General features: G+C 69.1%; 28 protein-coding genes. 18 read left to right on the plus strand and 10 right to left on the minus strand.

Annotated elements, in window-relative coordinates; genetic code table 11:
* Nucleotides 1–11: 11 nt before the first annotated feature.
* Nucleotides 12–1,001 carry a tRNA dihydrouridine synthase gene (locus tag AC1DXV_RS02910; RefSeq protein WP_477932403.1) on the minus strand — a complete coding sequence of 330 codons (990 nt, stop codon included), beginning with the start codon at nt 999–1,001 and terminating at the stop codon, nt 12–14.
* On the opposite strand from AC1DXV_RS02910, the gene AC1DXV_RS02915 reads away from it, so the two are divergent.
* On the plus strand, nt 925–3,060 hold the full coding sequence (locus tag AC1DXV_RS02915; RefSeq protein WP_477932405.1) for a response regulator: 2,136 nt from the start codon (nt 925–927) through the stop codon (nt 3,058–3,060). The two genes, AC1DXV_RS02910 and AC1DXV_RS02915, sit on opposite strands and share 77 nt — an antisense overlap.
* Here AC1DXV_RS02915 and AC1DXV_RS02920 read toward each other — a convergent pair.
* Nucleotides 2,975–3,643, minus strand: a complete 669-nt coding sequence (locus AC1DXV_RS02920) for an N-acyl amino acid synthase FeeM domain-containing protein (RefSeq protein WP_477932407.1) — start codon at nt 3,641–3,643, stop codon at nt 2,975–2,977. The genes AC1DXV_RS02915 and AC1DXV_RS02920 overlap by 86 nt on opposite strands.
* A gap of 217 nt (nt 3,644–3,860) precedes the next feature.
* Here AC1DXV_RS02920 and AC1DXV_RS02925 point away from each other — a divergent pair, with 217 nt between their 5' ends.
* Nucleotides 3,861–4,295 (plus strand): FKBP-type peptidyl-prolyl cis-trans isomerase, encoded by a 435-nt coding sequence (locus AC1DXV_RS02925; protein ID WP_082004684.1) that lies wholly within the window; start codon nt 3,861–3,863, stop codon nt 4,293–4,295.
* 50 nt (nt 4,296–4,345) lie between these two features.
* On the opposite strand, the gene AC1DXV_RS02930 is transcribed toward AC1DXV_RS02925, so the two are convergent.
* The 5 genes from AC1DXV_RS02930 to AC1DXV_RS02950 form a co-directional block, all read right to left on the minus strand.
* On the minus strand, nt 4,346–4,555 hold the full coding sequence (locus AC1DXV_RS02930) for a hypothetical protein (protein WP_047511430.1): 210 nt from the start codon (nt 4,553–4,555) through the stop codon (nt 4,346–4,348).
* A 311-nt stretch (nt 4,556–4,866) separates the two neighbouring features.
* Complete coding sequence (locus AC1DXV_RS02935) at nt 4,867–5,049, minus strand: hypothetical protein (protein WP_477871669.1); 183 nt, start codon at nt 5,047–5,049, stop codon at nt 4,867–4,869.
* A 147-nt stretch (nt 5,050–5,196) separates the two neighbouring features.
* On the minus strand, nt 5,197–5,496 hold the full coding sequence (locus AC1DXV_RS02940) for a flagellar basal body protein (protein ID WP_477871671.1): 300 nt from the start codon (nt 5,494–5,496) through the stop codon (nt 5,197–5,199).
* A 67-nt stretch (nt 5,497–5,563) separates the two neighbouring features.
* The gene (locus AC1DXV_RS02945; RefSeq protein WP_477871673.1) at nt 5,564–5,911 is read right to left on the minus strand and encodes a GFA family protein; all 348 of its coding nucleotides are present in this window, start codon (nt 5,909–5,911) and stop codon (nt 5,564–5,566) included.
* A 14-nt stretch (nt 5,912–5,925) separates the two neighbouring features.
* On the minus strand, nt 5,926–6,891 hold the full coding sequence (locus AC1DXV_RS02950) for a threo-3-hydroxy-L-aspartate ammonia-lyase (RefSeq protein WP_477932409.1): 966 nt from the start codon (nt 6,889–6,891) through the stop codon (nt 5,926–5,928).
* Nucleotides 6,892–7,058: 167 nt separating this feature from the next.
* Between AC1DXV_RS02950 and AC1DXV_RS02955 the strand changes: the two genes are divergently transcribed.
* The 8 genes from AC1DXV_RS02955 to AC1DXV_RS02990 all read left to right on the plus strand — a co-directional run bounded on the left by AC1DXV_RS02955 (nt 7,059) and on the right by AC1DXV_RS02990 (nt 13,258).
* Nucleotides 7,059–7,646 (plus strand): LysE family translocator, encoded by a 588-nt coding sequence (locus AC1DXV_RS02955; RefSeq protein WP_477932411.1) that lies wholly within the window; start codon nt 7,059–7,061, stop codon nt 7,644–7,646.
* A 14-nt stretch (nt 7,647–7,660) separates the two neighbouring features.
* Nucleotides 7,661–9,097 (plus strand): aminotransferase-like domain-containing protein, encoded by a 1,437-nt coding sequence (locus tag AC1DXV_RS02960; protein WP_477932413.1) that lies wholly within the window; start codon nt 7,661–7,663, stop codon nt 9,095–9,097.
* A 35-nt stretch (nt 9,098–9,132) separates the two neighbouring features.
* The gene (dbpA, locus tag AC1DXV_RS02965; RefSeq protein ID WP_477932415.1) at nt 9,133–10,551 is read left to right on the plus strand and encodes an ATP-dependent RNA helicase DbpA; all 1,419 of its coding nucleotides are present in this window, start codon (nt 9,133–9,135) and stop codon (nt 10,549–10,551) included.
* Nucleotides 10,548–10,871: a 2Fe-2S iron-sulfur cluster-binding protein gene (locus AC1DXV_RS02970; protein ID WP_477870821.1), complete on the plus strand. Its 324-nt coding sequence runs from the start codon at nt 10,548–10,550 to the stop codon at nt 10,869–10,871. Before dbpA ends, AC1DXV_RS02970 begins: the two co-directional genes overlap by 4 nt.
* A 7-nt stretch (nt 10,872–10,878) precedes the next feature.
* Nucleotides 10,879–11,364 (plus strand): DUF2127 domain-containing protein, encoded by a 486-nt coding sequence (locus AC1DXV_RS02975; RefSeq protein WP_477870819.1) that lies wholly within the window; start codon nt 10,879–10,881, stop codon nt 11,362–11,364.
* A gap of 131 nt (nt 11,365–11,495) precedes the next feature.
* Nucleotides 11,496–11,702 (plus strand): hypothetical protein, encoded by a 207-nt coding sequence (locus AC1DXV_RS02980; RefSeq protein WP_477870817.1) that lies wholly within the window; start codon nt 11,496–11,498, stop codon nt 11,700–11,702.
* Between the two features lie 58 nt (nt 11,703–11,760).
* Nucleotides 11,761–12,687: a peptidylprolyl isomerase gene (locus AC1DXV_RS02985; RefSeq protein ID WP_477932417.1), complete on the plus strand. Its 927-nt coding sequence runs from the start codon at nt 11,761–11,763 to the stop codon at nt 12,685–12,687.
* Nucleotides 12,688–12,733: 46 nt separating this feature from the next.
* A complete protein-coding gene (locus AC1DXV_RS02990; RefSeq protein WP_477873734.1) occupies nt 12,734–13,258 on the plus strand; it encodes a hypothetical protein in 525 nt (174 codons plus the stop codon).
* Between the two features lie 9 nt (nt 13,259–13,267).
* Here the strand turns inward: AC1DXV_RS02990 and AC1DXV_RS02995 are convergent, their stop codons facing one another.
* On the minus strand, nt 13,268–15,124 hold the full coding sequence (locus tag AC1DXV_RS02995; RefSeq protein ID WP_477932443.1) for an ABC transporter ATP-binding protein: 1,857 nt from the start codon (nt 15,122–15,124) through the stop codon (nt 13,268–13,270).
* A gap of 932 nt (nt 15,125–16,056) precedes the next feature.
* On the opposite strand from AC1DXV_RS02995, the gene AC1DXV_RS03000 reads away from it, so the two are divergent.
* Nucleotides 16,057–16,335: a hypothetical protein gene (locus AC1DXV_RS03000; RefSeq protein WP_477932419.1), complete on the plus strand. Its 279-nt coding sequence runs from the start codon at nt 16,057–16,059 to the stop codon at nt 16,333–16,335.
* Nucleotides 16,336–17,523: 1,188 nt separating this feature from the next.
* Here the strand turns inward: AC1DXV_RS03000 and AC1DXV_RS03005 are convergent.
* The gene (locus tag AC1DXV_RS03005; RefSeq protein WP_477870811.1) at nt 17,524–17,994 is read right to left on the minus strand and encodes a BON domain-containing protein; all 471 of its coding nucleotides are present in this window, start codon (nt 17,992–17,994) and stop codon (nt 17,524–17,526) included.
* Nucleotides 17,995–18,249: 255 nt separating this feature from the next.
* Here AC1DXV_RS03005 and AC1DXV_RS03010 point away from each other — a divergent pair, with 255 nt between their 5' ends.
* The 3 genes from AC1DXV_RS03010 (at nt 18,250) to AC1DXV_RS03020 (ending at nt 20,551) form a co-directional block, all read left to right on the plus strand.
* A complete protein-coding gene (locus AC1DXV_RS03010) occupies nt 18,250–19,569 on the plus strand; it encodes a PQQ-dependent sugar dehydrogenase (RefSeq protein WP_477932421.1) in 1,320 nt (439 codons plus the stop codon).
* Nucleotides 19,570–19,639: 70 nt separating this feature from the next.
* On the plus strand, nt 19,640–20,236 hold the full coding sequence (locus AC1DXV_RS03015) for a YqhG/Tai3 family protein (protein ID WP_477932423.1): 597 nt from the start codon (nt 19,640–19,642) through the stop codon (nt 20,234–20,236).
* An 84-nt stretch (nt 20,237–20,320) separates the two neighbouring features.
* Nucleotides 20,321–20,551, plus strand: a complete 231-nt coding sequence (locus AC1DXV_RS03020) for a DUF1161 domain-containing protein (protein WP_477872256.1) — start codon at nt 20,321–20,323, stop codon at nt 20,549–20,551.
* 22 nt (nt 20,552–20,573) lie between these two features.
* On the opposite strand, the gene AC1DXV_RS03025 is transcribed toward AC1DXV_RS03020, so the two are convergent.
* The gene (locus AC1DXV_RS03025) at nt 20,574–21,188 is read right to left on the minus strand and encodes a nucleoside/nucleotide kinase family protein (RefSeq protein ID WP_477932424.1); all 615 of its coding nucleotides are present in this window, start codon (nt 21,186–21,188) and stop codon (nt 20,574–20,576) included.
* A 19-nt stretch (nt 21,189–21,207) separates the two neighbouring features.
* Between AC1DXV_RS03025 and AC1DXV_RS03030 the strand changes: the two genes are divergently transcribed.
* Genes AC1DXV_RS03030 through AC1DXV_RS03045 form a run of 4 tightly spaced genes read left to right on the plus strand, consistent with a single transcriptional unit; the run spans nt 21,208 to nt 24,177 of the window.
* Entirely contained in the window at nt 21,208–21,837 is a 630-nt protein-coding gene (locus AC1DXV_RS03030; RefSeq protein WP_477872252.1) for a pseudouridine synthase, read from the plus strand.
* A gap of 20 nt (nt 21,838–21,857) precedes the next feature.
* Nucleotides 21,858–22,439 carry a flavin reductase family protein gene (locus AC1DXV_RS03035; protein WP_477932426.1) on the plus strand — a complete coding sequence of 194 codons (582 nt, stop codon included), beginning with the start codon at nt 21,858–21,860 and terminating at the stop codon, nt 22,437–22,439.
* Nucleotides 22,440–22,467: 28 nt separating this feature from the next.
* Nucleotides 22,468–22,923: a YybH family protein gene (locus AC1DXV_RS03040; RefSeq protein WP_477932428.1), complete on the plus strand. Its 456-nt coding sequence runs from the start codon at nt 22,468–22,470 to the stop codon at nt 22,921–22,923.
* Nucleotides 22,924–22,950: 27 nt separating this feature from the next.
* Nucleotides 22,951–24,177, plus strand: a complete 1,227-nt coding sequence (locus AC1DXV_RS03045) for an MFS transporter (protein ID WP_477932430.1) — start codon at nt 22,951–22,953, stop codon at nt 24,175–24,177.
* Nucleotides 24,178–24,194: the final 17 nt, after the last annotated feature.

Below are 24,194 nucleotides of genomic sequence, written 5' to 3' on the forward strand. Positions count from 1 at the left end.
GGTTCAGGTCATTATGCGGGCACGTCTGCAATCGCTTGATGTCTCGCGTGTGAAGCTGTATGACTCGCGCCGCACCACTGTTGCAGATGCAATTCCAGCAGTTGCGGGTCATTGATGGTGCGCACCGCCTGGTAGGCCGCTTCGGCCTCCGGGTGGCGGCGCCGCAGGTAATTCAACCACTGCTTGAGGCGACCGGCGCGATGACGCGGCTCGACATGCCCGCCCACGAGCTGCCAGAAATGCAGCATCAGCGGCAGCAGCTGCGCCCAGCCGAGCGAACTGCCCGGCCGAGCGATGGCACGCGCCAACCCCGGGTCGGCCACCATGCCGCGGCCGACCATCAGCGCATCGCATCCCGACACCTGGCGACAGCGATGCGCATCGGCCACCGTCCAGATCTCGCCGTTCGCGATCACCGGAATCGGCACGGCCATGCGCACCGCATGCACGCGGTCCCAATAGGCCGGCGGGCGGTAGCCGTGCGCCTTGGTGCGTGCGTGCACGACCAGCTCCGCCGCGCCGGCACCCGCGATGGCCTGCGCGCATTCCACGGCCCGCAGGTCGTCGTCGAAGCCGAGGCGCATCTTGGCCGTCACCGGCATCGTCATCGRCACCGCACGCCGCACCGCGGCGACGATGCGCGCCAGCAGCTCCGGATCCTGCAACAGCGCGGCGCCGCCGCCATGCCGGTTCACGACCTTCGCCGGACAGCCGAAATTGAGATCGATGCCGGCCGGTCCCAGCGACGCCAGGCGCGCGGCATTCTCGGCCAGGCAGCCCGGATCGGAACCGAGCAGCTGCGCGCTGACCGGCACGCCACTCGGCGTGCGCCCGCCATGGCGCAATTCCGGAACGATGCGCAGGAACACGCGCTCCGGCAGCAAGGTGCCGGTGACGCGGATGAACTCGGAGACGCAACGGTCGATGCCGCCGGCGCGGGTGAGCACGTCACGCAGCGTGAAATCGAGCAACCCCTCCATCGGGGCCAACAGGATGGTCATCGGATCGTTGTGGACTGGCAATCCAACAGTGTACGTATGTCCCGAAATGAAGCGACCGGCCGGCGCCGGCCGCCCGCCAGCGGCCCACCGGCCCGGCCCGGTTGCATACTGGCGCGCGGGGAGACAACACATGGCACTGCATCGCACGTCGGGTGAGATCCCGGGCCTTGGCGCTCCTGGCGAGGTTGGACCCATCCCCCCGCTGGACGCCGCCCACGCCGAACACGTCGCAGCCGAACTGCTGCGCATGGTGCTGCTGCACACACGCGCCGGCACGCTGCTCGCGACGGCATTCGCCGTGCTGCTGGCGATCTACTGGTCGGGCTCCACCCCGCTCGACTGGGTGCGCGGCTGGATGATCGTCAAGCTGACGGTGTCGGCCCTGCGGATCTTCACGGCCCACAGGCATGCGCGCGCCGGGCAGCCGGCCACCCGAGGCTGGCGGCGCCTGACGTACGGCCTGCTGGCACTCGACGGCGCGGTCTGGGGGGTGGCGGGCCTCTGGCTGATGCACCAGCCGGTGCAGGTCTCGTCCTTCGTCGCGGCGGCCCTGGCCTGCGTGACCTGCGTCGCCACCTTCGGGCTGCAGGCCCGCCTGCTGGCCACCGCGGCCTATGTGGGGCCGATCATCGTGCCCACGGCCCTCGGGCTGGCGCTGCGGGCCGATGAAGTCGGCGTGGTCGGCAGCCTCGGATTGCTGATGCTGCTGGGCCTGCAATTGCTGACGGCCCGCGCCGGCGAACGACGCCTCACCGCCAGCATCCTGCTGAGGGTCGAGGCCCAGGCGCTGGCCCGGGAGAAGGCGGCCGCACTCGAGCTGGCGCAGCGGCAGATCGAGGTCAAGAACCAGTTCCTCGCCAACATCAGCCATGAGCTGCGCACGCCGTTGCACGGCATCCTCGGCGTCGCACGGCTGCTCCATCTCGAGGCGAGCGAACCTGCCGTGCAGCATCGCCTCGAGCTGATCGAGTCATCGGGCACCCACCTGCTGAGGTTGATCAACGACCTGATCGACGTCTCGCGCATCGAGACCGGGCACTTTCCGATCCGGCACGAGGTGTTCGACATCGTCACGCAGGCGGGCCTGGTGGGCGACGTGTTCGCCCTGCGTGCCGCCGACAAGGGCCTCGATTTCTCGATGACGCATGCGTTTGCGCGGCCGAGCTGGGTGGTGGGCGACGCCGCGCGGTTCAGGCAGGTGCTGCACAACCTGCTCGGCAACGCCATCAAATTCACCGAGAGGGGCCGCGTGGAGATGAACCTCGTGCGCACGAGCGAGCCCGACATGGTGAAGGTCGAGGTGAGCGACTCCGGCCCGGGCATCGCGCCGGCCGATCAGGATCACCTCTTCGATGCGCCCACTCCACCATTGCCCGCCACCGACGGCGCGCCGATGAGCAGCCGTGCCGGCCTCGGCCTCACCATCGCCCGCGAACTGGCCGAAGCGATGGGCGGCTCGCTGAGCGTGCACAGCCAGACGGGCGTCGGCTCCCAGTTCGTGTTCATCGCCCGGCTGCCCTCCACGACAGCGCCCGGCGAAGCACGGGATGGTGCAGCGCCGGCGCCCCCCGTGATCGACCTGCGGCGCGTGCTGGTCGCGGAGGATGATGATGTCTCCGCGCTGATCCTTTGCGCCTACCTGAAACAACAGGGGCTGATCCACGAACGCGTGGGCAATGGGCGCGACGCCGTCGGGCGGGCGCTGCGCGAGTCGCAGCGGCCCGACATCGTGCTGATGGATTGCCAGATGCCCACGATGGACGGACAGGCCGCCACCCGTGAGATCCGGGCGCAGGAGCGCACCCTGCTCCTTCCCAGGGTGCCGATCATCGCGATCACGGCCACGTCGACCGACGAGGATCGGCGCGCCTGCGCCGATGCCGGCATGGACGACCTGCTCGCCAAGCCCTTCAACCGCCAGGAACTGATGCAGGTCCTGGCGCAATGGAGCGGCGTGCTGCCGTCGCCGGGCGTCACGCCGCCACACGAGCCTCGTGCTGAGGCAGCATGGATTCTTTCGGGAACAGGTTCAGATCCGGATGGAAGGTCTCGATCATGAACGGATACAGCCCGTGGCCTGACGCCAGCCAGGTGCGTTCGGCCGCCGTGACATCGAAGGCCAGGATGCGGTGCGGCAGGTTGCCGGCATGCGCGAGCGGTACCCGGTCGTCGGGCCCGAGCACATCGGTGAATCCGAGCCCCTGGTAGATCCGGATCAGCGCATTGCTGCGCGCACCGATCACCATCCAGCGCACCTGGCTCGCCAGGCAGTACAGGTAGGCGGCCTTCATCAGGATGAGCCGGGTCTGCGGATCGGCACCCGGCATCACGGCCAGCCGGGTGAGCTCGGCGCGCGGCTCGTCGGCCAGCCATCGCGGCAGGATCACGCTGCCCTCCAGCTGCAGCGGCATCGCCACATTGCGCTGGATCCGCGCGGTTCCGGTGGCGGCACCGGTGGCCTTGTCGCGGCAGACCAGGATGGCCGTGCCGCGCCGGCCGTCCAGGGCATCGGGGACGGCCAGGGTTTCCTGCATGGCGGGCAGATGATGCCCATAGGCGCAGGCACGGACGCCGCAGACATCCTGCAGGTCAGCAGCCGTGGCGGCGAGTGAAACGCTGAAAGTGAGGTGGCTTGTCGTCATGATCGGACAGGAGGTTGAGATACCCCCTGTGTGGCGTGGCACATCGCCACGTACCCACCCTATAGACAGGGACTCTTGTCGATGCCGTTGAAAAGGACACGACCCAACACGAGTCGTAAGCCTGTGTTCCAAGTGCGTCGCCATGCATCGATGTTGCCGGCCCATGGCGCGGTTCGGCGATGATGGTCGCCCCTCATTTGACCTCGGGAGTCACGGTTTGAAGACACCATTGATCGGCCTCACGGCCTGCCTGATCAGCCTGTCAACTTTTGCACAGGCCGATCTGGCTGCCAGCGCGGCGAAGGCGCAGGGCGCGCTGGTCACGCCGACCGGCCTCGTGTATCGCTCGCTGAAGGAGGGGTCGGGACCGAGCCCGGCGGCCACGGACCGTGTCCGCGTCCACTACCGCGGCACGTTCGCCGACGGCAAGGAATTCGACAGTTCCTACGCTCGCAAGGAGCCGGCGGAATTCCCGTTGAACCGGGTGATCAAGTGCTGGACGGAAGGCGTGCAGCGCATGAAGGTGGGAGGCAAGGCGCTGCTGGTGTGTCCGCCGGCCATCGCCTATGGGGAAGCCGGTGCCGGGGGGGTCATCCCGCCGAATGCCACCTTGCAGTTCGAGGTGGAGCTGCTGGGCATCGCCGGCAAATGAGCCACCGCGGCTTTGTGCGCTGACGCGCACAGCATGCCGGGCGGCGTTGCTCAGTGGAGGTCGCTGCGCATCACGGCCGGCGTCGCGTACTCGCGACCGACGACGGCTCGGGCATACAGGTAGTTGGTGCGGGCCCGGTCGCTGAGTGCGTCCATCTGCACATGCCCCTCGGCATCGCAGGGAAAGGCCAGGGCCCGGCCTTCGTTGAACAACGACTGGAACCGGATTTCGTAGCGGGCGATCTGCGATGTAGAGCTCATGTAAGCCTCCGTGGAGCACCTTGCCTGGGAGTGGTCGTCGACCTCAACAAGCCCAAACTCGATGACTGAAGATTAGGCGTTGCCCGACGACTGCGCTGTCGGGGCCCCTCGTTGCAGGGGGTCAGAAAAACTCCAATCCCCGTGTCAGTGCGAAGGGTCCGTCCGACAGGGCGAGCAGCCATTGCCTGACAACCTTCCAATCCAGACTAGGCCGCCGCGCCCGTCGGCACCCGTCGCCGACCGAAGATCGCGATGGCCAGGCGAAAAAAAGCCGGGCAAGCCCGGCTTCTTCATCTCAGGCCGGGGCCTGATTACTTGGCAGCGGCCGACGCAGCCGGTGCAGCGCCTTCGGCCTTCTTGTCAGCCTTGTGGTGCTTCTTGTGGGCTGCCTTCTTGGCGGGAGCCGAAGCGGCAGCGGCCGGCGCAGCGGCTTGAGCGAACGAACCCACGGCGAAAGCGGACAGGACGGCGGCAACGATCAGAGACTTGGTCATGGTGTATCCCGAATTGGATGGAAGTCGTTCTGCCCGACTTCCTGAAGCTGGCCCGGCTGTCGCCCGGCTTGTGTCCACAACGGGTCTTGTTGACGATTGGTTGACGTTAAGAACCGCAAAGGCAAGTACGAGATATATGTCGTCACGTTACGCCACGGCGTCCAACAATGACCCCAGCACCTCGTCCTGCACCTTCACGGTGCGCAGGTTGGCCTGATAGGTGTAGCTGGCCGACATCTGCTCGACGGCATCGGCCTCCAGCGAACCGCCGACCTGCCGCTGCGCAGCGATCTCGGCCCGCACGCCGCCTTCCGGCTGCGCCTGCTGGACGACCTGCTGGCGCCGAAAGCCCGGCGTCTGCGCATTGGCGACGTTGTGGGCGGCGCTGTCGAGCCGCAGCTGAGCGGCGTTCAGGCCGGACAGGCCGATGGAGAAGGTGTTGGACATGGCAAGGCCTCGCTTGCGGCGATATCGGCCGTTCCTGCGCCGACTTGAGCGATTCCAGGCATCGAGTTCAAACCATCGCCGCACCCACCGTCGCCCGCACCGGAATGCCGGCCGGGTCGAACCCCTCCAGGCAGAACACGTTGATGCCGACGAAATCGGGCGTCACGCGCTTGCGATGGAACGGATAGATGCCGCAGGTGCTGCAGAAGAAATGCCGCGCGGTGCGGGTGTGGAAGCGGTACTCGCTGAGCGACGCCTCGCCGGCGAGCAGCGTGAAGCGGCTCTCGTGCACTTTCACCATCAGCGCGTTCTTGCGCCGGCAGATCGAGCAGTCGCAGGTGGTCAGCTCGGGAAAGTCGGTCTCGATCGCGAAGCGCACCGCACCGCAGTGGCAGCTGCCCTGCCACGTCTTCACGGGCCGTCCGCTGCTCATGCGGCAGCCACCAGCTCGCCATACCGCCCGAGGTCGATGTTGCCGCCGCTCAGGATCACACCGACCCGCAGGCCGGCCAGCGGCAGCACCCCCTCGAGCACCGCCGCCGCGCCCAGGCAGCCGGTCGGTTCGACGACCAGCTTCATGCGCTCGCCGATGAACCGCATCGTGCGCGCCAGTTGCGCATCGCTGACGGTGAGGATGTCGCGCACCCGGCGCTGGATCACCGGAAAGGTCAGCGCACCCACCAGTTGCGTCTGCGCCGCGTCGGCAATGGTCTGCGGCACCGGGATGCTGACGCGTTCACCGCGCCGGAACGATCGCTGCACATCGTTGCCGGCCTCCGGCTCGACGCCGTACACCGCGCAGTCGGGCGACAGGTGGTGGGCGGCGGTCGCGCTGCCGCTCAGCAGCCCGCCGCCGCCGGTGCAGACGAACAGCGCATCGAGCGGGCCGACCTCCTCGATCAGCTCCTTCGTGGCCGTGCCCTGCCCCGCCATCACCAGCGGATGGTCGTACGGCGGAACCAGCGTCAAGCCACGCTCGGCGGCAAGCCGCTGGCCGATCGCCTCGCGGTCGTCGCGGTAGCGGTCGTACAGCACGACCTCGGCACCATAGCCGCGGGTCGCGGCAATCTTGAGGGCGGGTGCGTCCTGCGGCATCACGACCACCGCCGGCATGCCCAGCAGGCTGGCGCACAGCGCGATCGCCTGGCCATGGTTGCCCGACGACCAGGCGATCACGCCGCGGCGGCGCTGCGCGGCGTCCAGCTGCACCAGCGCGTTGTAGGCACCGCGGAACTTGAACGCCCCCATGCGCTGCAGGTTCTCGCACTTGAAGAACACCTGCGCGCCGGTGCGCTGGTTCGCGGTGCGCGAGGTGGCGACCGGCGTGCGGTGGGCCACCCCTTCGAGGTGAGAAGCAGCGATGTCGACATCGCGCCAGGAGATCGGCAGGTCCATCGTCGGGGTCCGGAAAACAGAGGGTGCGTCGAGCGTAGCCCAGCCTGCGCGTGCCGTGACTGTGCCCCCGCAGCGATTGATACAGTGCCTCGGCCCGACCCCCTGCCCTGTAGCTTCCCGCGCGGCGGCGGCGCCCCCAAGCTCGTCTCCACCGTGAAGGAGACGCGATGAACGACCTGCTGCCCCTGTTGAGCTACTCGCTGCTGATGTCGGCGACGCCCGGCCCGAACAACATCCTGCTGACCACCTCGGGCGCGAACTTCGGCTACCGGCGCAGCCTGCCGCACCTGCTCGGCGTCAGCATCGGCGGGGGCGTGCAGACCTGGCTGGCCTGCCTCGGGCTGGGCACGCTGCTCGCGGACCACCCGGCGGTCCACGACGCGCTGCGCATCGCCGGCGCGCTGTTCCTGCTGTGGATGGCGTGGAAGCTGACGACGCCGGTGGTGTTCGGCTCCGAGCTCGCGCAGCCGGTCGGCTTCTTCGAGGCGGCCGCGTTCCAGTTCGTCAACCCGAAGACCTGGCTCAAGTCGGTCACGGTCGCGACGGTCTTCATGCCGACGGGCATGCCGACCGGCATGGCCGCGCTGGTGGTGCTGGCGATCACGCTGGCCACCAACTTCCCCTGCATCTCGATGTGGACGCTGTTCGGCGCCGGGCTGCGCCGGGTGCTCACGCGCCCCGGCTGGCGCGAGGCATTCAATGCCATCATGGCGGGATCGCTGGCCGTGCTGGCGATGCTGCTTCTCGCCCGCTGARCCTCCCGCTGAACATGTTCTCCCTCGACCGCGACTCCCCCGCGCCGCTCGCCGACCAGATCGAGACCCGGCTGCGCGCGCTCGTCGACGATGGCCGGCTGTCGGCCGGCGCGAAGCTGCCGTCGATCCGCACGCTGGCGCGGCAGCTCGGCGTGAGCCCGAACACCGTGGTCACCGCCTACGACCGGCTGGTCGCGGCGGCCGTCGTCGAATCGCACGGCACGGCCGGCTTCTACGTCTGCGAGACGGCGGCGCCCCCGGTGCTCGATGCCATGCTCGAAGCCGGCGAGGAGCAGGACGCCGTCTGGCTCGTGCAGCAGGCCCACGACCAGCGCGCCGGCGTGCTGCCGGTGAGCGCCGGTTCGCTGCCGGTGTCGTGGCTCGAAGACGCGATCCCCGCCATCGTCGTGCAGCGCGGCCTGGCGCGCGCCAACGGCGGCATGGCCGCGCGCTGCCCGCCGCAGGGGCTGCCCGAGCTGCGCGAGCGCATTGCCACGCTGATGCGCGGCCAGGGCATCGCGGCCGATGCGAACCGCATCCTGACCACCTACGGCGGCACCCACGCGATCGACCTGATCTGCCGCGCCTTCCTGCAGGCGGGCGACGCGGTGATGGTCGACAACCCCGGCTACCACCTGCTGTTCGACCGGCTGCGGCAGATGGGCGTGCGCATCGTGCCGATCGCGCGGCGCCACGACGGCCCCGACCTCGCGCAGATCGAGGCCGCCTGCACCGCACACCGGCCGCGCATGTTCTTCGTGCAGAGCGTGCTGCACAACCCGACCGGCTGGAGCAGCAGCGCGGCCAACCTGCACCGCATCCTCGGGCTGGCCGACCGGCACGGCTTCCTGCTGGCCGAGGACGACGTGCAGAGCCACTTCCACCCCGGCCACCCGACGCGCCTCGCCCAACTGTCGGAGCTGCGCAACGTCATCTACTACTCCAGCTTCTGCAAGGCGCTGAGCCCGGCGCTGCGCCTGGGCTACGTCGCGGCCGAGCCGCAGTGGCTGAAGCCGCTGCTGCGCGAGAAGATCCTCTCGGTGCTGACCACCGCCTCGCTGAACGAGCACGTGCTGCTCGAGCTGCTGTCGACCGGGCGCTTCCGCAAGCACGTCGACCGGCTGCAGCAGAAGCTCGGCACCGCGCGCGGCCTGGCGACGCGCCAGCTGCGCCAGGCCGGCGTGCTGCTCGACCACCCCGGCGAGGGCGGGCTCTTCCTGTGGGGCACGGTGCCGCACGGCATCGACATCGACGAACTCGTGAAGGATGCCTACCGCAACGGCATCCTGCTGGTGCGCGGCGCCACCTTCATGGCCGACAACGCCGGCGACCCGCACCTGCGCTTCAACGTGGTGTTCAGCCAGCACGTGCGGCTGGCCGAGTACCTGACGCAGCGGCTGTCGGCGACCTCGGCCGCGAGCCGCGTGCTGGCCCGCGCCGCCGCCCGCTGAGCGCCCTTCGAAGGCGCGCACCGATAATCGGGCGCATGACCCAAGCGCCCCCGCCCTCGCCCTCAGCCGCATTCAGCCAGCTGCCGCTCTCCGCCGCGACCCTCGAGAACCTGTCCCGCCTCGGCTACGAGACGATGACGCCGATCCAGGCCGCCAGCCTGCCGATCGCGCTGGCCGGCCACGACCTGATCGCGCAGGCCAAGACCGGCAGCGGCAAGACCGCCGCCTTCGCGCTCGCGCTGCTGGCCCGGCTCGATGCGAAGCGCTTCGACGTGCAGGCGCTGGTGCTGTGCCCGACGCGCGAGCTGGCCGACCAGGTCACGCAGGAGATCCGGCGCCTCGCGCGCGCCGAGGACAACGTGAAGACGCTGACGCTGTGCGGCGGCGCGACGATGCGCCCGCAGATCGCGAGCCTGGAGCACGGTGCGCACATCGTCGTCGGCACGCCGGGGCGCATCCTCGACCACCTGGAGCGCGAGACGCTGTCGCTCGCCGCGCTGAACACGCTGGTGCTCGACGAGGCCGACCGCATGCTCGACATGGGCTTCTTCGACGACATCGTCGCGGTGGCCAAGCGCTGCCCGAAGCAGCGCCAGACGCTGCTGTTCTCGGCCACCTACCCCGACGGCATCGCCAAGCTGAGCCAGCAGTTCCTGCGCGAGCCGCGCGAGGTCAAGCTGGGCGAGCAGCACGCGGCCGCGAAGATCCGCCAGCGCTTCTACGAGGTGCGCGACGACGAGCGGCTGCATGCCGTCGGCCTGCTGCTGAACCACTTCCGCCCGGCCAGCACGATCGCGTTCTGCAACACCAAGCAGCAGTGCCGCGACCTGGTCGAGGTGCTGCAGGCGCAGGGCGTGCAGGCGCTCGCGCTGCACGGCGACCTGGAGCAGCGCGACCGCGACCAGGTGCTGGTGCAGTTCGCCAACCGCAGCTGCCCGGTGCTGGTGGCCACCGACGTGGCGGCACGCGGCCTCGACATCGCGCAGCTCGAGGCGGTGATCAACGTCGACATCACGCCCGACCCCGAGGTGCACACGCACCGCATCGGCCGCACCGGCCGCGGCGACGAGGAAGGCTGGGCCTTCAGCCTGGCGAGCATGGACGAGATGGGCCGCGTCGGGCAGATCGAGCAGGTGCAGGGGCGCGAATCGCAATGGCACAAGCTCGCCGAGCTCACGCCGAGCGGCGGCGGGCCGCTGACCGCGGCGATGCGCACGCTGCAGATCCTCGGCGGGCGCAAGGACAAGATCCGCCCCGGCGACGTGCTGGGCGCGTTGACCGGCGAGGCCGGCTTCACCGCGGCGCAGGTCGGCAGGATCCAGGTCGGCGAGTTCTCGACCTACGTCGCCGTCGATCGCGCGATCGCGAAGCAGGCGCTGCAGCGGCTGAACAGCGGCAAGCTGAAGGGCCGCAAGGTGAAGGTGAGGTTCCTGGACGAGGCCGCCGCCGAATGAGCGGCGACAGCGCGGCACCGCTCGCAGCAGCGCCGTTCGAAGCCGTCGTCGAACCGGGCGGTTTCCGCTTTGCGGCGCCTGCCAGGCAAGGCCTCGTGAAATCGGCGCAACTGGCCGGCCTGCGGCTGCCGAGCTCGTGCCGCAACGGCACCTGCCGCGCCTGCATCTGCAAGCTCGTCAGCGGCCGCATCGAATACCCGATCGACTGGCCGGGGCTGAGCGCCGAAGAGAAGGCCGAAGGATTCATCCTGCCGTGCGTGGCGCAACCGCGCAGCGATCTCGTAATCGACGCACCCGCCGCACGGCCGCTGACGTCATGAGCACATCGTGACAGCGCGCCCCCATCCGCCGCGCACGATGCAGCTGGTCGCGCTGTTCGAGGCGATCAAGGGCCTGGCCGTGCTGGCTGGCGGCTTCGGGCTGCTGTCGCTGCTGCACCGCGACGTGCGGCACCTGGCCGAGGCGCTGGTCGCCGGGCTGCACCTCGACCCGGACCGGCACTTCCCGCACATCTTCCTCGAGGCGAGTTCGCAGCTCACCGATGCACGGCTGTGGCTGCTGGCCGGCCTGGCGGCGCTGTATGCGAGCGTGCGGCTGGCCGAAGCGTATGGCCTGTGGCGCGGCTACCGCTGGGGGGCCTGGCTGGGTGCGGCGGGCGGCGCCATCTACGTGCCGGTGGAGCTCTACGAGGTGCTGCAGCGCGTGAGCGCGCTGCGGGTCGCGACGCTGCTGCTGAACATCGCGATCGTGGTCTACCTGCTGTGGATGCTCGAGCGGCAGCGGCGCGCGGCGCCGGTCATCAACGTCGGATAGCGGCGCTTCGGCCCCACGCCGAACAGACTGATACCCGCCCTTTACCTCGCAGCAACGCGGGGGCGTCAACATCGGGGCGACCGCACCCGTTGTCATGGCGAGGCCGCTGTACGGCCTACAGGAGACCCACGATGAAACGCTTTCTGAACCGCCGCATGCTGGGCCTGGTCGGCATCGTTGCCGCGACGCAATTGCTGAGCGCCTGCATCGTCGTGCCACCGCGCGGCTACCGCCAGCGCACCGTAGTGGTCGAACCGGCGCCGTACTACGGCCCAGGCCCCGGCCGCGACTGGCGCGACCGCGACCACGACCGGCGCGACTGGGACGGCCGCCGCTGATCTCGTGATTGATAGGGGCTGATATCGTGGCCGCTCCCTGTCCTCACGGAGCCGGCCCATGCCCCCTTCCCGTTCCTTCCCGCGCGCGCTTTGCGCCGCACTGGCCTTGATCGCGGCGCCCTGGGCCGGCGCCGCGCCACCGACCGTCGCCGAGGTGATCGAACGCTCGGCAGCCGCCGACTGGCGCCCGCTGGTGGCTGCCGACACCCTCGTGATGGAACTCGCCGATCCGCGCAGCGGGCCGATCGTCATCGAGCTCGCGCCGCGCTTCGCGCCGCGGCATGTCGAGAACATCCGCACGCTGGCGCACGAGGGCTTCTTCGATGGCCTCGCGGTCGTGCGCGTGCAGGACAACTACGTCGCGCAATGGGGCGACCCGGATGCCGAGTCGGCCGACAAGGCCCGGCCGCTGGGCAGCGCGCAACGCCAGCTGCCGGCCGAGTTCTCGGTGCCGCTGAAGGGCCTGCCGCTGACGCGCCTGCCCGACATCGACGGCTGGGCGCCGGTGACCGGCTTCGTCGACGGCCTGCCGGTGGCGGCCGATCCGCGCGGCGGCCGGGCGTGGCTGGCGCACTGCTACGGCATGGTCGGCGCGGGCCGCGACATGGCGGTCGACAGCAGCAACGGCAGCGAGCTGTACGCGGTGATCGGCCAGGCGCCGCGCGGGCTGGACCTCAACATCACGCTGGTCGGGCGGGTGCTGCAGGGGATCCAGGAGCTGGCCTCGCTGCGGCGCGGTACCGCGGAGATGGGCTTCTACGCGCAGCCCGACCAGCGCGGCGGCATCCGCCGCGTGCGGCTGCTGGCCGACATGCCCGATGCCGAACGGCCGGCGATCGAGGTGATGCGCACCGACACCGCGACCTGGCGTGCCCTGCTCGACGCCCGGCGGGTGCGGCGCGAGGACTGGTTCGTGCACAGCCCGCGGCACATCAATGTCTGCAATGCGACGGTGCCGGTGCGGGTGAAGAAGCGGAACGATTGAGCAGATGCCGGCCACTCAGGGAGTCTTTCAACCTGGTGATCTCACAATGAACCGACTCAGGCAACGGGTCCAGGGCTACAGCCTCCTGCACCACACTCCGTTGAACGCCCCGGCAAGCATCGGCCGGCGAATGAGTCAGTGCCGCGCCTCGCTGAAAGATGGCTTGGTCCGTCACGGGCTTCTCACGAGCCGCCAGCAAAAGCACGACCGACAGGTGGCGCGTCAGCAGGACTTGTTCAAGCGCGTCGCCGACATCCTGAACGGGTATGGCGGAGGTTCGGCGCTGCAGGCCGTTGCCGTCGACGCGAAACTCCGCTATGCGGTGGCGCCCAAGCCCTTCAAGCAATCCAGGCCGGCGGATGGCCGAGCACCGCAAACGACATGGGTTGGCCTGGAAATTCGCGATGATGGGCAGGTCGCCCCTTATCTGAAAAGCCTTGCGGTCGGCCAGATGCCTGCACAGCTCAACGTCTGCAATTCCCCGGATTTCGACGAGTCGGGGAAGGAGAACCTCGCAGCGGAACTGCGATCCCTCGTGATTTCCGATGCCTTCTCGGAGATTGGCTTCTAGCAGCGTTGTCTAGGCAGACATCGTCTCCGGCACGTCCTCCGCCTCCTCCCCCAGGAACCCCCCGCTCTGATGCGCCCACAGGCGCGCATACAGCCCGCCCTGCGCCAGCAGGCTGCGGTGGTCGCCCTCCTCGACGATGCGCCCCTTGTCGAGCACGATCAACCGGTCCATCGCCGCGATCGTCGACAGCCGGTGCGCGATCGCGACCACCGTCTTGCCTTCCATCAGCCGGTACAGGCTGGCCTGGATCGCCGCCTCGACCTCGGAGTCGAGCGCGCTGGTGGCTTCATCGAGCAGCAGCACCGGCGCATCCTTCAGCATCACGCGGGCGATCGCGATGCGCTGGCGCTGGCCGCCGGAGAGCTTCACACCGCGCTCGCCGACATGCGCGTCGTAGGCCTGGCGCCCCTTCGGGTCGGTCAGCCCCTGGATGAACTCGTGCGCCTCGGCACGCTTTGCGGCCGCCACCATCTGCAGGTCATCGGCATCGGGCCGGCCGTACAGGATGTTGTCGCGCACCGAGCGGTGCAGCAGCGAGGTGTCCTGCGTCACCATGCCGATCTGCGCGCGCAGGCTGTCCTGCGTCACGCCGGCGATGTCCTGGCCATCGATCAGCACGCGGCCCGATTCGACGTCGTAGAAGCGCAGCAGCAGGTTCACGATGGTCGACTTGCCGGCGCCCGAGCGCCCGACCAGGCCGATCTTCTCGCCGGGGCGGATGTGCAGCGACAGCCCGTCGATCACCGGCTTGCTGCCGCCATAGGCGAAGCCCACCTGCTCGAAGCGGATCTCGCCGCGCGTCACCGACAGCGTGCGCGCATCGGGCCGGTCGACCACCGCCTGCGGGCGCGACAAGGTGTTGATGCCGTCGTGCACCGTGCCGATGTGCTCGAACAGCGACGCCATCTCCCACATGATCCAGTGCGAGATGCCGTTCAGGCGCAGCGCCATCGCGGTGGCGGCAGCGACCGCGCCGATGCCGAGCTCGCCCTGCACCCACAGCCACAGCGTGGCGCCGGTGGTCGACATGATCAGCCCGATGCTCAGGCTGTGGTTGACGATCTCGAAGGCGCTCACCAGCCGCATCTGCGCATAGGCGGTCTGCATGAACTCCTGCATCGCCGAGCGCGCGAAGCCGGCCTCGCGTTGCGCGTGCGAGAACAGCTTGACGGTGGCGATGTTGGTATAGGCATCGGTGATGCGGCCCGTCATCAGCGAGCGCGCATCGGCCTGCGCCTGCCCGATCTTGCCCAGCCGCGGCACGAAGTACCGCAGGGCCGCGACGTACAGGCCCAGCCAGGCGAGGAAGGGCAGCAGCAGGCGCGCGTCGAAGGTGCCGACCACCGCGGCCATCGTCGTGAAGTAGATGATGACGAAGACGAGCACGTCGGTGAGGATCATCACCGTGTCGCGCACCGCGAGCGAGGTCTGCATCACCTTGGCGGCGACGCGGCCGGCGAACTCGTCCTGGTAGAAGTTCATGCTCTGCGCGAGCATCAGCCGGTGGAAGTTCCAGCGCAGGCGCATCGGGAAATTGCCGGCCAGCGCCTGGTGCTTGAAGAGCGTCTGGAAGGCCGCGGCGATCGGGCTGGCGAGCAGGATCGCGGCCAGCAGCAGCAGCGTGAGGCTGTGCGTGGGCCACAGCTCGGCGGGCTTCGTCGTGCTGAGCCAGTCGACGACACGGCTCATCATGCTGAACAGCATCGCCTCGAACACGCCGAAGGCGGCGGTCAACAGCATCATGCCGAGCACGAAGCGGCGCGAGCCCAGCGTGCACGCCCAGACGAAGGCGAAGAAGCCGCGCGGCGGCGGCACGGGCACGGTATCGGGGTAAGGGTGCAGCAGGTTCTCGAAGTAGCGGAACACGCGAGGGATCTCCACGGGTGGGGCGGGAACGCGAAACAGGGTGGCATGGTGGCGCCGAGGGCGGGAGCTTATCCGCTCGCTGCTGCCATCGACTGACAAGCGTTGCTTTCCTTACCCTTTTCGAACGATGGGCGCGCGCGGAGCACGGCACAATTCCATCCCATCAAGGCGACAAACCGACCGCACCACTGGGCGGAATCCGGAACCCGTACCCGGCGCCAAGACCCCCGTCTCGTTCGTCTCCGAGCGATGTTCGGTAGCTACAAGGGCCACCCTGCGGTGGCCCTTTTGCTTTTCAGCTTCCAGATGGAACCGCTGCGACAGCGTGGTGACTCAGTGCTCGTTGTTTCTGACCGAGCATGTTGCTCCATGGAGTTGCTGTGACACCCAAAGAGAAGTCCCCTCGTGCGATCCACCACCAGGCGGCAAGATGCAGTTCCGAGGCCAGGCAGCGCGGGCCGTCCATCGCCGAACAGTTCAAGCGAAACCGATTCGACGCATCTTCGATAATCGGCAAGACACTTCCACCCACCAAAAGGCCTGAGGTCACCATCACGGGTACCGCCAAGCCAACGGCCACCAAGACCGGCTCCCTGCGCCCCAGCCCTCGCCCTCGCCCTGAATCGACAGAACTCGGCAAGAAGGGCCCCAAGGTTCGGTTCAAAAAAAATGAGGAGAGCGGGGGGCGCGCGACGCATCGCCCTCGCCTCCAGACAAGTCCCAATCAATCCAGGCACCGCAGGGACGAGCCGAAGTCCCCTGAATCGCGGACGCCGGAAGAGTCCCCTCGCAAGGCTTCTCCCATCAAGCGGCTTCTCAGCCGGACCGCCAGCAGCAGCCCTCGAGGACAGAATCGCGCCAGGACGAGCAGCCAGTCACCCAGGGCGCAGGAATTGACACGACGTACATCGCTTCCCGAAAGAAAGCACGCAGTGCCCAGGCTGGTCAACCTCCCCTTCCTCGAACGCATCAACAGGGAGACCAATACCTGCAGCGGTACGGAGCACGTCGACACGGTGTTGCCACCGCGTCCCGAACGACCTGAAGACAAGATTCTGCGGTTGAAGGGCGACAAGAAGAAATTGAAGCAGCAACTCGAGATCGCACTGGCCGAGATCTCGGCGTTGAAATTCCAATTGAACGCGCAACAGGATCRACCCTCGACGCTGCCGTCGGACCCGATGTCAGGTACCAGCTCCACGAATCAGTGACGAGGCAGCCGGGAGCGAATCCCATCAAGCGCTGGAACTCCCGGTCGATCGCGTCTCACTCATCCACGTCATTCCCATTCCAACGAGGAGTCCGAGGATGCATCCAACGAACAAGGTCAAACGCTGCCTCAGCCAAGGTGCATCGCCGGCCCGCGAATCTGGCGAGGAGTTTCCGTCCACCGAGCCCATCGGCGCTGTTCGAGCACACGCCACCCGCACGCTTGAGCATCTCGGGTTGACGAGGGACAACAAGCGGGCCCTTCCGCGCAGGTGCAGAGAGAGAAAAACCGAGGAGGGCAGCGGATCACCGGGYAGCGAACATTTGCGCAGTCACAGCGCCTCAGCGTCCACAAGAGATCCCTTGCCGCCCTTGACGCCACCCTCCCATGCCAAGCCGCCCGCCACGCAACGCATGTCCGTGCCGAGCTCACCGGAACGAAATCCGGGCTCGCCTTCCCGCGCAGCATCAAGATTTCGCAACGTCCGTCTCGCCCAATCGATCCGCGCCGCCAGGCGAGAGCGTCAGAAAAGAGACGACTGGAAAAACAAGCACCGCTCCAGCCCACCTCTTCGCCGAGACAAACAGGCAGCCGATCCACATCCGATTCGACAGAACTCGACGAGACAGATCCAAGGGCAGATTCCCTCCCGCAGGCCGATGAGCGACCTCAGAGAGATAGTCGCCCCCGGCCGCCGACGTGTGGCGTCTCAGCCCCCAAGCGATCCGCGCCAATCCACCGATGCACTGCTGCGGCTGGCGATCGAGCTATGCGGTCCGCGAGCGGACGCCACGTTGATCCCGCCGAGATCACCCGAGGAACTCACTGCACTGCGACGGGTGCAACAGCTGTCGAGACAGCCAAACCGCAAATCCCTGAATCCCTCATTCGAGCCTCGAAGGCTCGCTGAATCGCACCCCGGATTGACGAAGGAAGCGGATCAGTCAACCGCCTCCAAGCCCGCTGCTGGCAAGACCAGATCCAGCCCGTCTTTTCTTCGCAAGAACGATGATGGAAAGGTCGAGACCCGCCCTGCGTTCACGCTGCCTGTGCGTCAGCAGACTGCGACCCTGGAGGAAATGGTCCAGGGCGTGTTGGCCAGCGAGGGACACATCGATCCTTCGCGGGACGGAGCAACAACGAACACCCCGCCCCGCGATGATCAAGACTGAAGTTTGAAGCCGCGGCCTCAGCCCTTCGCCGGCTCCACGCTCAATTGGTTGTCGACGCTGACGACCCCCTTCACGTTCGACGCCAGCTGAGTCGCGCGCTCACGCGCCGCCTCGCTCGGCGCCGTGCCACGCAGCGCGACGCGCCCGTTGGCGGTGTCGACGTTGATCTTCAGCGCGCTCAGGCTCGAGTCCTTCGCCAGCTCGGCGTTCACGCTCGTCGTGATCACCGCATCGGCAACCTTGTCGCCGGCCTTGTCGGTGGCCGACTTGGCGTCCTGCGCCAGGTCACGGCCGGCCTGCTTGGCCTGGTCCATGCCGCGCGACGCATCGGCCTGCATGTCGCGGCCCTTCTGCTCGGCCTGCGCGATCACGCTGTCGTTCGTGTTCGCCGCGGTCGATTCCGCTGCGTCACGCTTGCCGCAACCGGTGAGGGCCACGCCCGCGAGCAGGACTGCAGCGGCCGTCGTCGTCAGAGTGTGCTTGTTCATGGTTCTCTCCTGTCATGCGCCCGAGGGCGCTCTGGTTGAGCTGATCTGGTTGAGCGATTTGCGGCGGCACCGTCGCCGTCGCAGCCTTGTCCTGAGACGGCTCAACCTTAGGCGCAGCAGCGTGCGGCCGCCGTCAGTCGGAGGCGGCGATGCCTGTCGGACGATGCCCACAGGCCCTGCATCGAGGCGCTGTCTGACAGCAAGTCGGCCCGCCCGCCTACATCCGCCTTCCGCGCGCGCCCGGACAGTGGCTCCATGACTCGCCGCCCGCTCACTCTCGCCACATCCATCGCCCTCGCGCTGGCCGCGTGCGGCGGCCCCGCCACGCTGCAGGTCGCCGACGGCACCGGCCCGAACCCGAAGCTGCCGCCGCCAGACAAGAGCCTGATCCCGCTGGTCAACATCGCGCCCGCCACCGGCTGGCCGAGCGGCGTCAAGCCGACCGCGGCCCCGGGCACCGAGGTGCAGGCCTTCGCGAGCGGCCTCGAGCACCCGCGCTGGCTCAGCGTGCTGCCCAACGGCGACGTGCTAGTCGCCGAAACCAACGCGCCCCCGAAGCCCGACGACGGCAAGGGCATCCGCGGCTGGTTCATGAAGATGACGATGAAGAAGGCCGGTGCCGGCGTGCCCAGCGCGAACCGCATCACGCTGCTGCGCGATGCCGATGGTGATGGCATCGCCGAGACGCGCAGCGTGCTGCTCTCGAACCTGCAGTCGCCGTTCGGCATGGTGCTGGTCGGCAACAGCTTGTACGTGGCCAACACCGATGCCGTCGTCCGCTTCGACTACTCGCCCGGCGCGACCACCCTGCAAGGCAGCGGCACCAAGGTGGTCGACCTGCCCGCCGGCACGCTCAACCACCACTGGACCAAGAACCTGATCGCGAGCGCCGACGGCAGCAAGCTCTACGTGACGGTCGGCTCCAACAGCAACGTCGGCGAGAACGGCCTCGCCGCCGAGGAGGGCCGCGCAGCGATCTGGGAGGTCGACGCGAAGACCGGCGCGCACCGCGTGTTCGCCTCCGGCCTGCGCAACCCGAACGGGCTCGCCTTCGAACCGCAGACCGGCGCACTGTGGACCGTCGTCAACGAGCGTGACGAGATCGGCAGCGACCTGGTGCCCGACTACCTCACCTCGGTGAAGGACGGCGCCTTCTACGGCTGGCCGTTCAGCTACTACGGCGCGCACGTCGACGAGCGGGTGAAGCCGCCGCAGCCCGACATGGTGGCGCGCGCGATCGCGCCCGACTACGCGCTCGGCCCGCACACCGCCTCGCTCGGCCTTGCGGCCGCCCGCGGCAATGCGCTGCCGCCCGCCTTCGCCGACGGCATGTTCATCGGCCAGCACGGCTCGTGGAACCGCAAGCCGCACAGCGGCTACAAGGTGATCTTCGTGCCGTTCGCGCAGGGCCGGCCAGCCGGGCCGCCGATCGACGTGCTGACCGGCTTCCTGTCGCCCGAAGGCAATGCGCAGGGTCGCCCGGTTGGCGTCGCGCTCGACAGGCAAGGTGCGCTGCTGGTGGCCGACGACGTCGGCAACGTGATCTGGCGGGTGCGGCCGACGGCAACACGCTGACACGATGAACCGGCGCGCGGCGTGAATTGCTGACGCGCTGCGCTCCCCACCGGCCGGGGACAATCCGCGGATGCACCGCTCCGCCCTGCTGACCCTCGCCCTGACACTGGCCGCCCAGGTCCCCTCGCACGACGCCAGCGCTGCCGACGCCACCGCGAGCCCGCAGACCGCCGTGCAGGCCTTCTACGAGTTGCGCATCGCCCAGCTGCCGAACGGCGGCGCGCCCGACGGGCCCGCCCTGAAGCTGATCGCCGGCCTGCTGACACCGCGCCTGCAGTGCCTGCTGCAGACGGCGCACCGCTACGACGAGGCCTTCCTCGCGACGCAGCCGGGCGACAAGCCGCCGTTCGTCGAGGGCGATCTCTACTCCAGCCTGTTCGAGGGCCCGAGCCGCGTGAAGGCCCAGCCGGCACGGCTGGCCCGCGACATCGCCTGGGTGCCGGTGCGCATGTTCTTCGACGCCGGCGGCAAGCTCGACGCGACCGGCTGGACCGACACCGTGGTGCTGAACCGCGTCGACGGCCGCTGGCTGATCGCCGACGTGAACTACGGCGGCAATTTCGCGTTCGGCAACAGCGGGCGGCTCAGCGGCGTGCTCACCGACCAGCTGGAGCGCCCCSATCCGGCGCTGAAGTGGAGCGGCCGCGAATTGCGCAGCTGTCCCTGAAACGCAGGGCCGCGCGCGGCGTGGCACCATGCGCGCCGGACCACCGTCCGAAATCATTCAAAGACAACCCCACGGAGAACCCCGATGAAAGCCACCTTCACCCTGGCCCTGGCCGCCCTGACCCTGGCCGCCGGCCCCGCCTTCGCCGCCGGCAAGTCCTGCGACGAACTGAAGACCGAGATCGCCGCCAAGCTCGACGCCAAGCAGGTCACCGGCTACGTGCTGGAGATCGTCGACGCCGACAAGGTGGGCGACGCCAAGGTGGTCGGCAGCTGCGAGAGCGGCGCGAAGAAGATCACCTACGGCCGCAAGTAAGGCGACCGGCCAGCCGTCCGGCTCAGACCGCGCAGCGCCAGTCGGCGCGCGGCGCGGTCGCAGCGATCAGCTCGGCATTCGGCTGGTCGGTGCCGGCCTCCCAGGCGCGGGCTTCGGGCTCGCTGCGGCCGAATCGCATGTGGCGCTCGACGAGCCGGCGCCGGCGCAGCGCGTCATCGACGTCGACATACCAGGCCTCGTCGAGCAACGGCTTCACGCCGGCCCAGCCGTCGCACTCCAGCAGCAGGTAGTTGCCTTCGGTGATCACCAGCGGAGTCTCGGGCGGGATCGGGATCGCCGAAGCGATCGGCTCCTCGATCTCGCGGCGGAATTCCGGCGCGTAGACGATGCCGCCTGCGGCCTGCTGGCCGCGCACCCGCTGCAGCAGGGCCACATAGCCGCCGGCATCGAAGGTGTCCGGCGCCCCCTTGCGGCCGGCGCGGCCGAGCCGGGCCAGCTCGACGTTCGCCAGGTGGAAGCCATCCATCGGCAGCAGCACCGCGGCGCCGTCCAGCGCATCGACCAGTTGCTGCGCGACGGTCGACTTGCCGACGCCCGGTGGGCCGACCAGGCCGAGAATGCGGCGGCCGCCGCGTGAGATCAATGCCCGTGCGCGGGCCAATGCCTGTTCGTTCATGCCCGCCAGTGTTGCACCGATGAGCCCCGCTTTCCTGTACCTCGACGATTCGATGCTGGTGGTCGACAAGCCGAGCGGCCTGCTGGCCGTGCCCGGCCGCGGCGAGGCCGGGCTCGACAACCAGGCCGCGCGCGTGCAGGCCGCGGTGGCCGACGCGCTGGTGGTGCACCGCCTCGACATGTCGACCTCCGGGCTGATGCTGTTCGCCCGCGGCAAGGAGATGCAGCGCCGGCTCAGCCATGCCTTCGCGCAGCGCGAGGTGCACAAGGAATACATCGCGGTGGTCGATGGCCTGGTCGGCACCGAGCACGGCGAGATCGACCTGCCGCTGCTCACCGACTGGCCGAACCGGCCGAAGCAGAAGGTCGACTTCGCCGATGGCAAGCCCGCGCTGACCCGCTACACCGTGCTCGAGCGCGATGCTGCACGCGGCACGACGCGGGTGCTGCTGGAGCCCGTCACCGGCCGCTCGCACCAGCTGCGCGTGCACCTGCTGGCGCTCGGCCACCCGATCGCCGGCGATGCGCTCTACGCCCCGCCCGAAGCCCTTGCGAAGGCACCGCGATTGCTGCTGCACGCACAATCGCTGGCGCTGCCGCACCCGGTCGACGGGCGGCCGATGCGCTTCCACAGCCCCGCCCCGTTCTGACCCCTGCTCTTGCTCCCACGATGCACACCGCCGTCGAGCTCGCCAAGTCGTACCGCCTGCTGAACCACGGGCCCACCGTGCTCGTGAGCGCCGCACACGGCGGCCAGCGCAACATCATGGCGGCCGCCTGGTCGATGCCGCTGGATTTCAGCCCGCCGAAGGTCGCCGTCGTGCTCGACAAGAGCACCGTCACGCGGCAGCTGGTCGAGGGCTCCGGCACGTTCGCGCTGAACGTGCCGACGCGGGCGCAAGCCGAGGCGACGCTGGCGGTCGGCGGCATCTCGGCCCGCGAGCTGCCGGCGGGCCAGGACAAGTTCGCCGCGTTCGGCCTGACCGCCTTCGCGGCGAGCCGCATCGAGGCCCCGCTGCTCGAAGGCTGCGCCGCCTGGCTCGAATGCCGGCTGCTGCCCGAGCCCCACCTGCAGAACCAGTACGACCTGTTCCTCGGCGAGGTGATCGCCGCCTGGGCCGACCCGCGCCTGTTCGCCGACGGCCACTGGCTCGACGCCGCGGCCGGCAGCACGGTGCACTACATCGCCGGCGGCCGCTTCTTCGCCACCGGCGAGGCCTTCGACGCCCAGGCGCTGCCGCGGCGGTCGTAACATCGCTCCCTTCACGCCCCACCCCTCCATGCCGTCCCCCGCCCRCTCCCGCCGCCGCCTGTCGCTGGCGATCGCATCGGCGCTGTGGCTGTCGGCCTGTGCGGCACCCGTCGTGCCGCGCGCCACGCTGGAGCAGCAGGTCGCCGACACCGAGCGCGCATTCGCGAAGACGATGGCCGACCGCGACCACGCGGCCTTCACCGCCTTCCTCGCCGACGACACCGTGTTCTTCTCCGGCCCCACGCCGCTGCGCGGCAAGGCCGCCGTCGCCGCGTGGTGGAAGCGCTTCTACGAGGGCGACAAGGCCCCGTTCTCGTGGCGCCCCGACAAGGTCGAGGTGCTCGATTCCGGCGAGCTCGCGCTGAGCACCGGCCCGGTGTTCGACCCCGACGGCAAGCCGGTCGCGAGCTTCACCTCGGTGTGGCGCCGGGTCTCGCCGGGCGTCTGGCGCATCGTCTTCGACAAGGGCTGCAACTGCCCCTGACCACTCTCTTCTTCCTTCCCACGCTTCGTGTCCACACTCCCCGCCGTTCCGCTGTCGCTGTTCTCCCTGCCCGCCTTCATGCGCTTCTGGTATGCGCGCGTCGCGGCCACCATGGCCAACCAGATGCTGATGGTGGCCGTCGGCTGGGAGATGTACGAGCTCACCGGCAGCGCCTGGGACCTGGGCCTGGTCGGGCTGCTGCAGTTCCTGCCGGCGTTGCTGCTGACGCTGGTGGCCGGCCACGTCGCCGACCGGCACGACCGCAGCCGCATCCTCGCGCTGTCGATGGCGGTGCAGCTGGCGATCGCCGGCGTGCTGGCCACTGCCACGCACGGCCACTGGGCGAGCCGCGAGCTGCTGCTGGTGCTGTCGATCGCGATCGGCTGCGCGAAGGCCTTCCAGATGCCGGCCCAGCAGGCGATGGTGCCGCTGCTGGTGCCGGCCGACACCCTGCCGCGCGCGATGGCCTTCAGCTCGGGCGGCATGCAGGCCGCCATCATCGGCGGGCCGGCGCTCGGCGGCTTCATCTACGTCGCCGGTGCCGACGTCGTCTACGCCGTCTGCGGCGCGCTGTTCGCGGTCGCCGCGGTGCTGTTCCTGCGCATCGGCCATCCGCACGTGCCGCCGCCGAAGGAGCCGGTGACGCTGCGCACCGTGCTGGCCGGCGTCGGCTTCATCTGGAACCGGCCGGTGGTGCTGGGTGCCATCTCGCTCGACCTGTTCGCGGTGCTGCTGGGCGGCGCCACCGCGCTGCTGCCGATCTTCGCGCGCGACGTGCTGCACACCGGCCCGTGGGGCCTCGGGCTGCTGCGCGGCGCACCGGCCGTGGGGGCGCTCGCGATGTCGGTCGCGCTGACGCGCTGGCCGCTGCAGCGCCGCGTCGGGCACCTGATGTTCGCCGCGGTCGCGGTGTTCGGGCTCTCGACGCTGGTGTTCGCGGTGTCGAAGGTGTTCGTCGTCTCGCTGATCGCGCTGTGGGTCAGCGGTGCGGCCGACATGGTCAGCGTCGTGATCCGGCAGACGCTGGTACAGCTCGAGACGCCGAACGAGATGCGCGGCCGCGTCAGCGCGGTCAACTCGATCTTCATCGGCGCATCGAACCAGCTCGGCGAGTTCGAATCGGGCGCCACCGCGGCACTGCTCGGGCCGGTCGGCTCGGTGTTGCTGGGCGGCGTGGGCACGCTGGTCGTCGCCGGGTTGTGGATGAGGCTGTTCCCGGCGCTCGCCCAGCGACAACGCCTTACCGGCGATTGACACCCGCCTGCGACAAT

The organism is Rhizobacter sp. P3_C12, assembly GCF_056402735.1.

Bases quoted from the DNA above. Each gene is read 5' to 3' on its own strand.
- AC1DXV_RS02915 (WP_477932405.1), top strand. From the start codon at position 925: ATGCCGCCGGCGCGGGTGAGCACGTCACGCAGCGTGAAATCGAGCAAC.
- AC1DXV_RS02920 (WP_477932407.1), bottom strand. From the start codon at position 3,643: ATGACGACAAGCCACCTCACTTTCAGCGTTTCACTCGCCGCCACGGCT.
- AC1DXV_RS02930 (WP_047511430.1), bottom strand. From the start codon at position 4,555: ATGAGCTCTACATCGCAGATCGCCCGCTACGAAATCCGGTTCCAGTCG.
- AC1DXV_RS02935 (WP_477871669.1), bottom strand. From the start codon at position 5,049: ATGACCAAGTCTCTGATCGTTGCCGCCGTCCTGTCCGCTTTCGCCGTG.
- AC1DXV_RS02940 (WP_477871671.1), bottom strand. From the start codon at position 5,496: ATGTCCAACACCTTCTCCATCGGCCTGTCCGGCCTGAACGCCGCTCAG.
- AC1DXV_RS02950 (WP_477932409.1), bottom strand. From the start codon at position 6,891: ATGGACCTGCCGATCTCCTGGCGCGATGTCGACATCGCTGCTTCTCAC.
- AC1DXV_RS02955 (WP_477932411.1), top strand. From the start codon at position 7,059: ATGAACGACCTGCTGCCCCTGTTGAGCTACTCGCTGCTGATGTCGGCG.
- AC1DXV_RS02960 (WP_477932413.1), top strand. From the start codon at position 7,661: ATGTTCTCCCTCGACCGCGACTCCCCCGCGCCGCTCGCCGACCAGATC.
- dbpA (WP_477932415.1), top strand. From the start codon at position 9,133: ATGACCCAAGCGCCCCCGCCCTCGCCCTCAGCCGCATTCAGCCAGCTG.
- AC1DXV_RS02970 (WP_477870821.1), top strand. From the start codon at position 10,548: ATGAGCGGCGACAGCGCGGCACCGCTCGCAGCAGCGCCGTTCGAAGCC.
- AC1DXV_RS02980 (WP_477870817.1), top strand. From the start codon at position 11,496: ATGAAACGCTTTCTGAACCGCCGCATGCTGGGCCTGGTCGGCATCGTT.
- AC1DXV_RS02985 (WP_477932417.1), top strand. From the start codon at position 11,761: ATGCCCCCTTCCCGTTCCTTCCCGCGCGCGCTTTGCGCCGCACTGGCC.
- AC1DXV_RS02990 (WP_477873734.1), top strand. From the start codon at position 12,734: ATGAACCGACTCAGGCAACGGGTCCAGGGCTACAGCCTCCTGCACCAC.
- AC1DXV_RS03005 (WP_477870811.1), bottom strand. From the start codon at position 17,994: ATGAACAAGCACACTCTGACGACGACGGCCGCTGCAGTCCTGCTCGCG.
- AC1DXV_RS03010 (WP_477932421.1), top strand. From the start codon at position 18,250: ATGACTCGCCGCCCGCTCACTCTCGCCACATCCATCGCCCTCGCGCTG.
- AC1DXV_RS03020 (WP_477872256.1), top strand. From the start codon at position 20,321: ATGAAAGCCACCTTCACCCTGGCCCTGGCCGCCCTGACCCTGGCCGCC.
- AC1DXV_RS03025 (WP_477932424.1), bottom strand. From the start codon at position 21,188: ATGAACGAACAGGCATTGGCCCGCGCACGGGCATTGATCTCACGCGGC.
- AC1DXV_RS03030 (WP_477872252.1), top strand. From the start codon at position 21,208: ATGAGCCCCGCTTTCCTGTACCTCGACGATTCGATGCTGGTGGTCGAC.
- AC1DXV_RS03035 (WP_477932426.1), top strand. From the start codon at position 21,858: ATGCACACCGCCGTCGAGCTCGCCAAGTCGTACCGCCTGCTGAACCAC.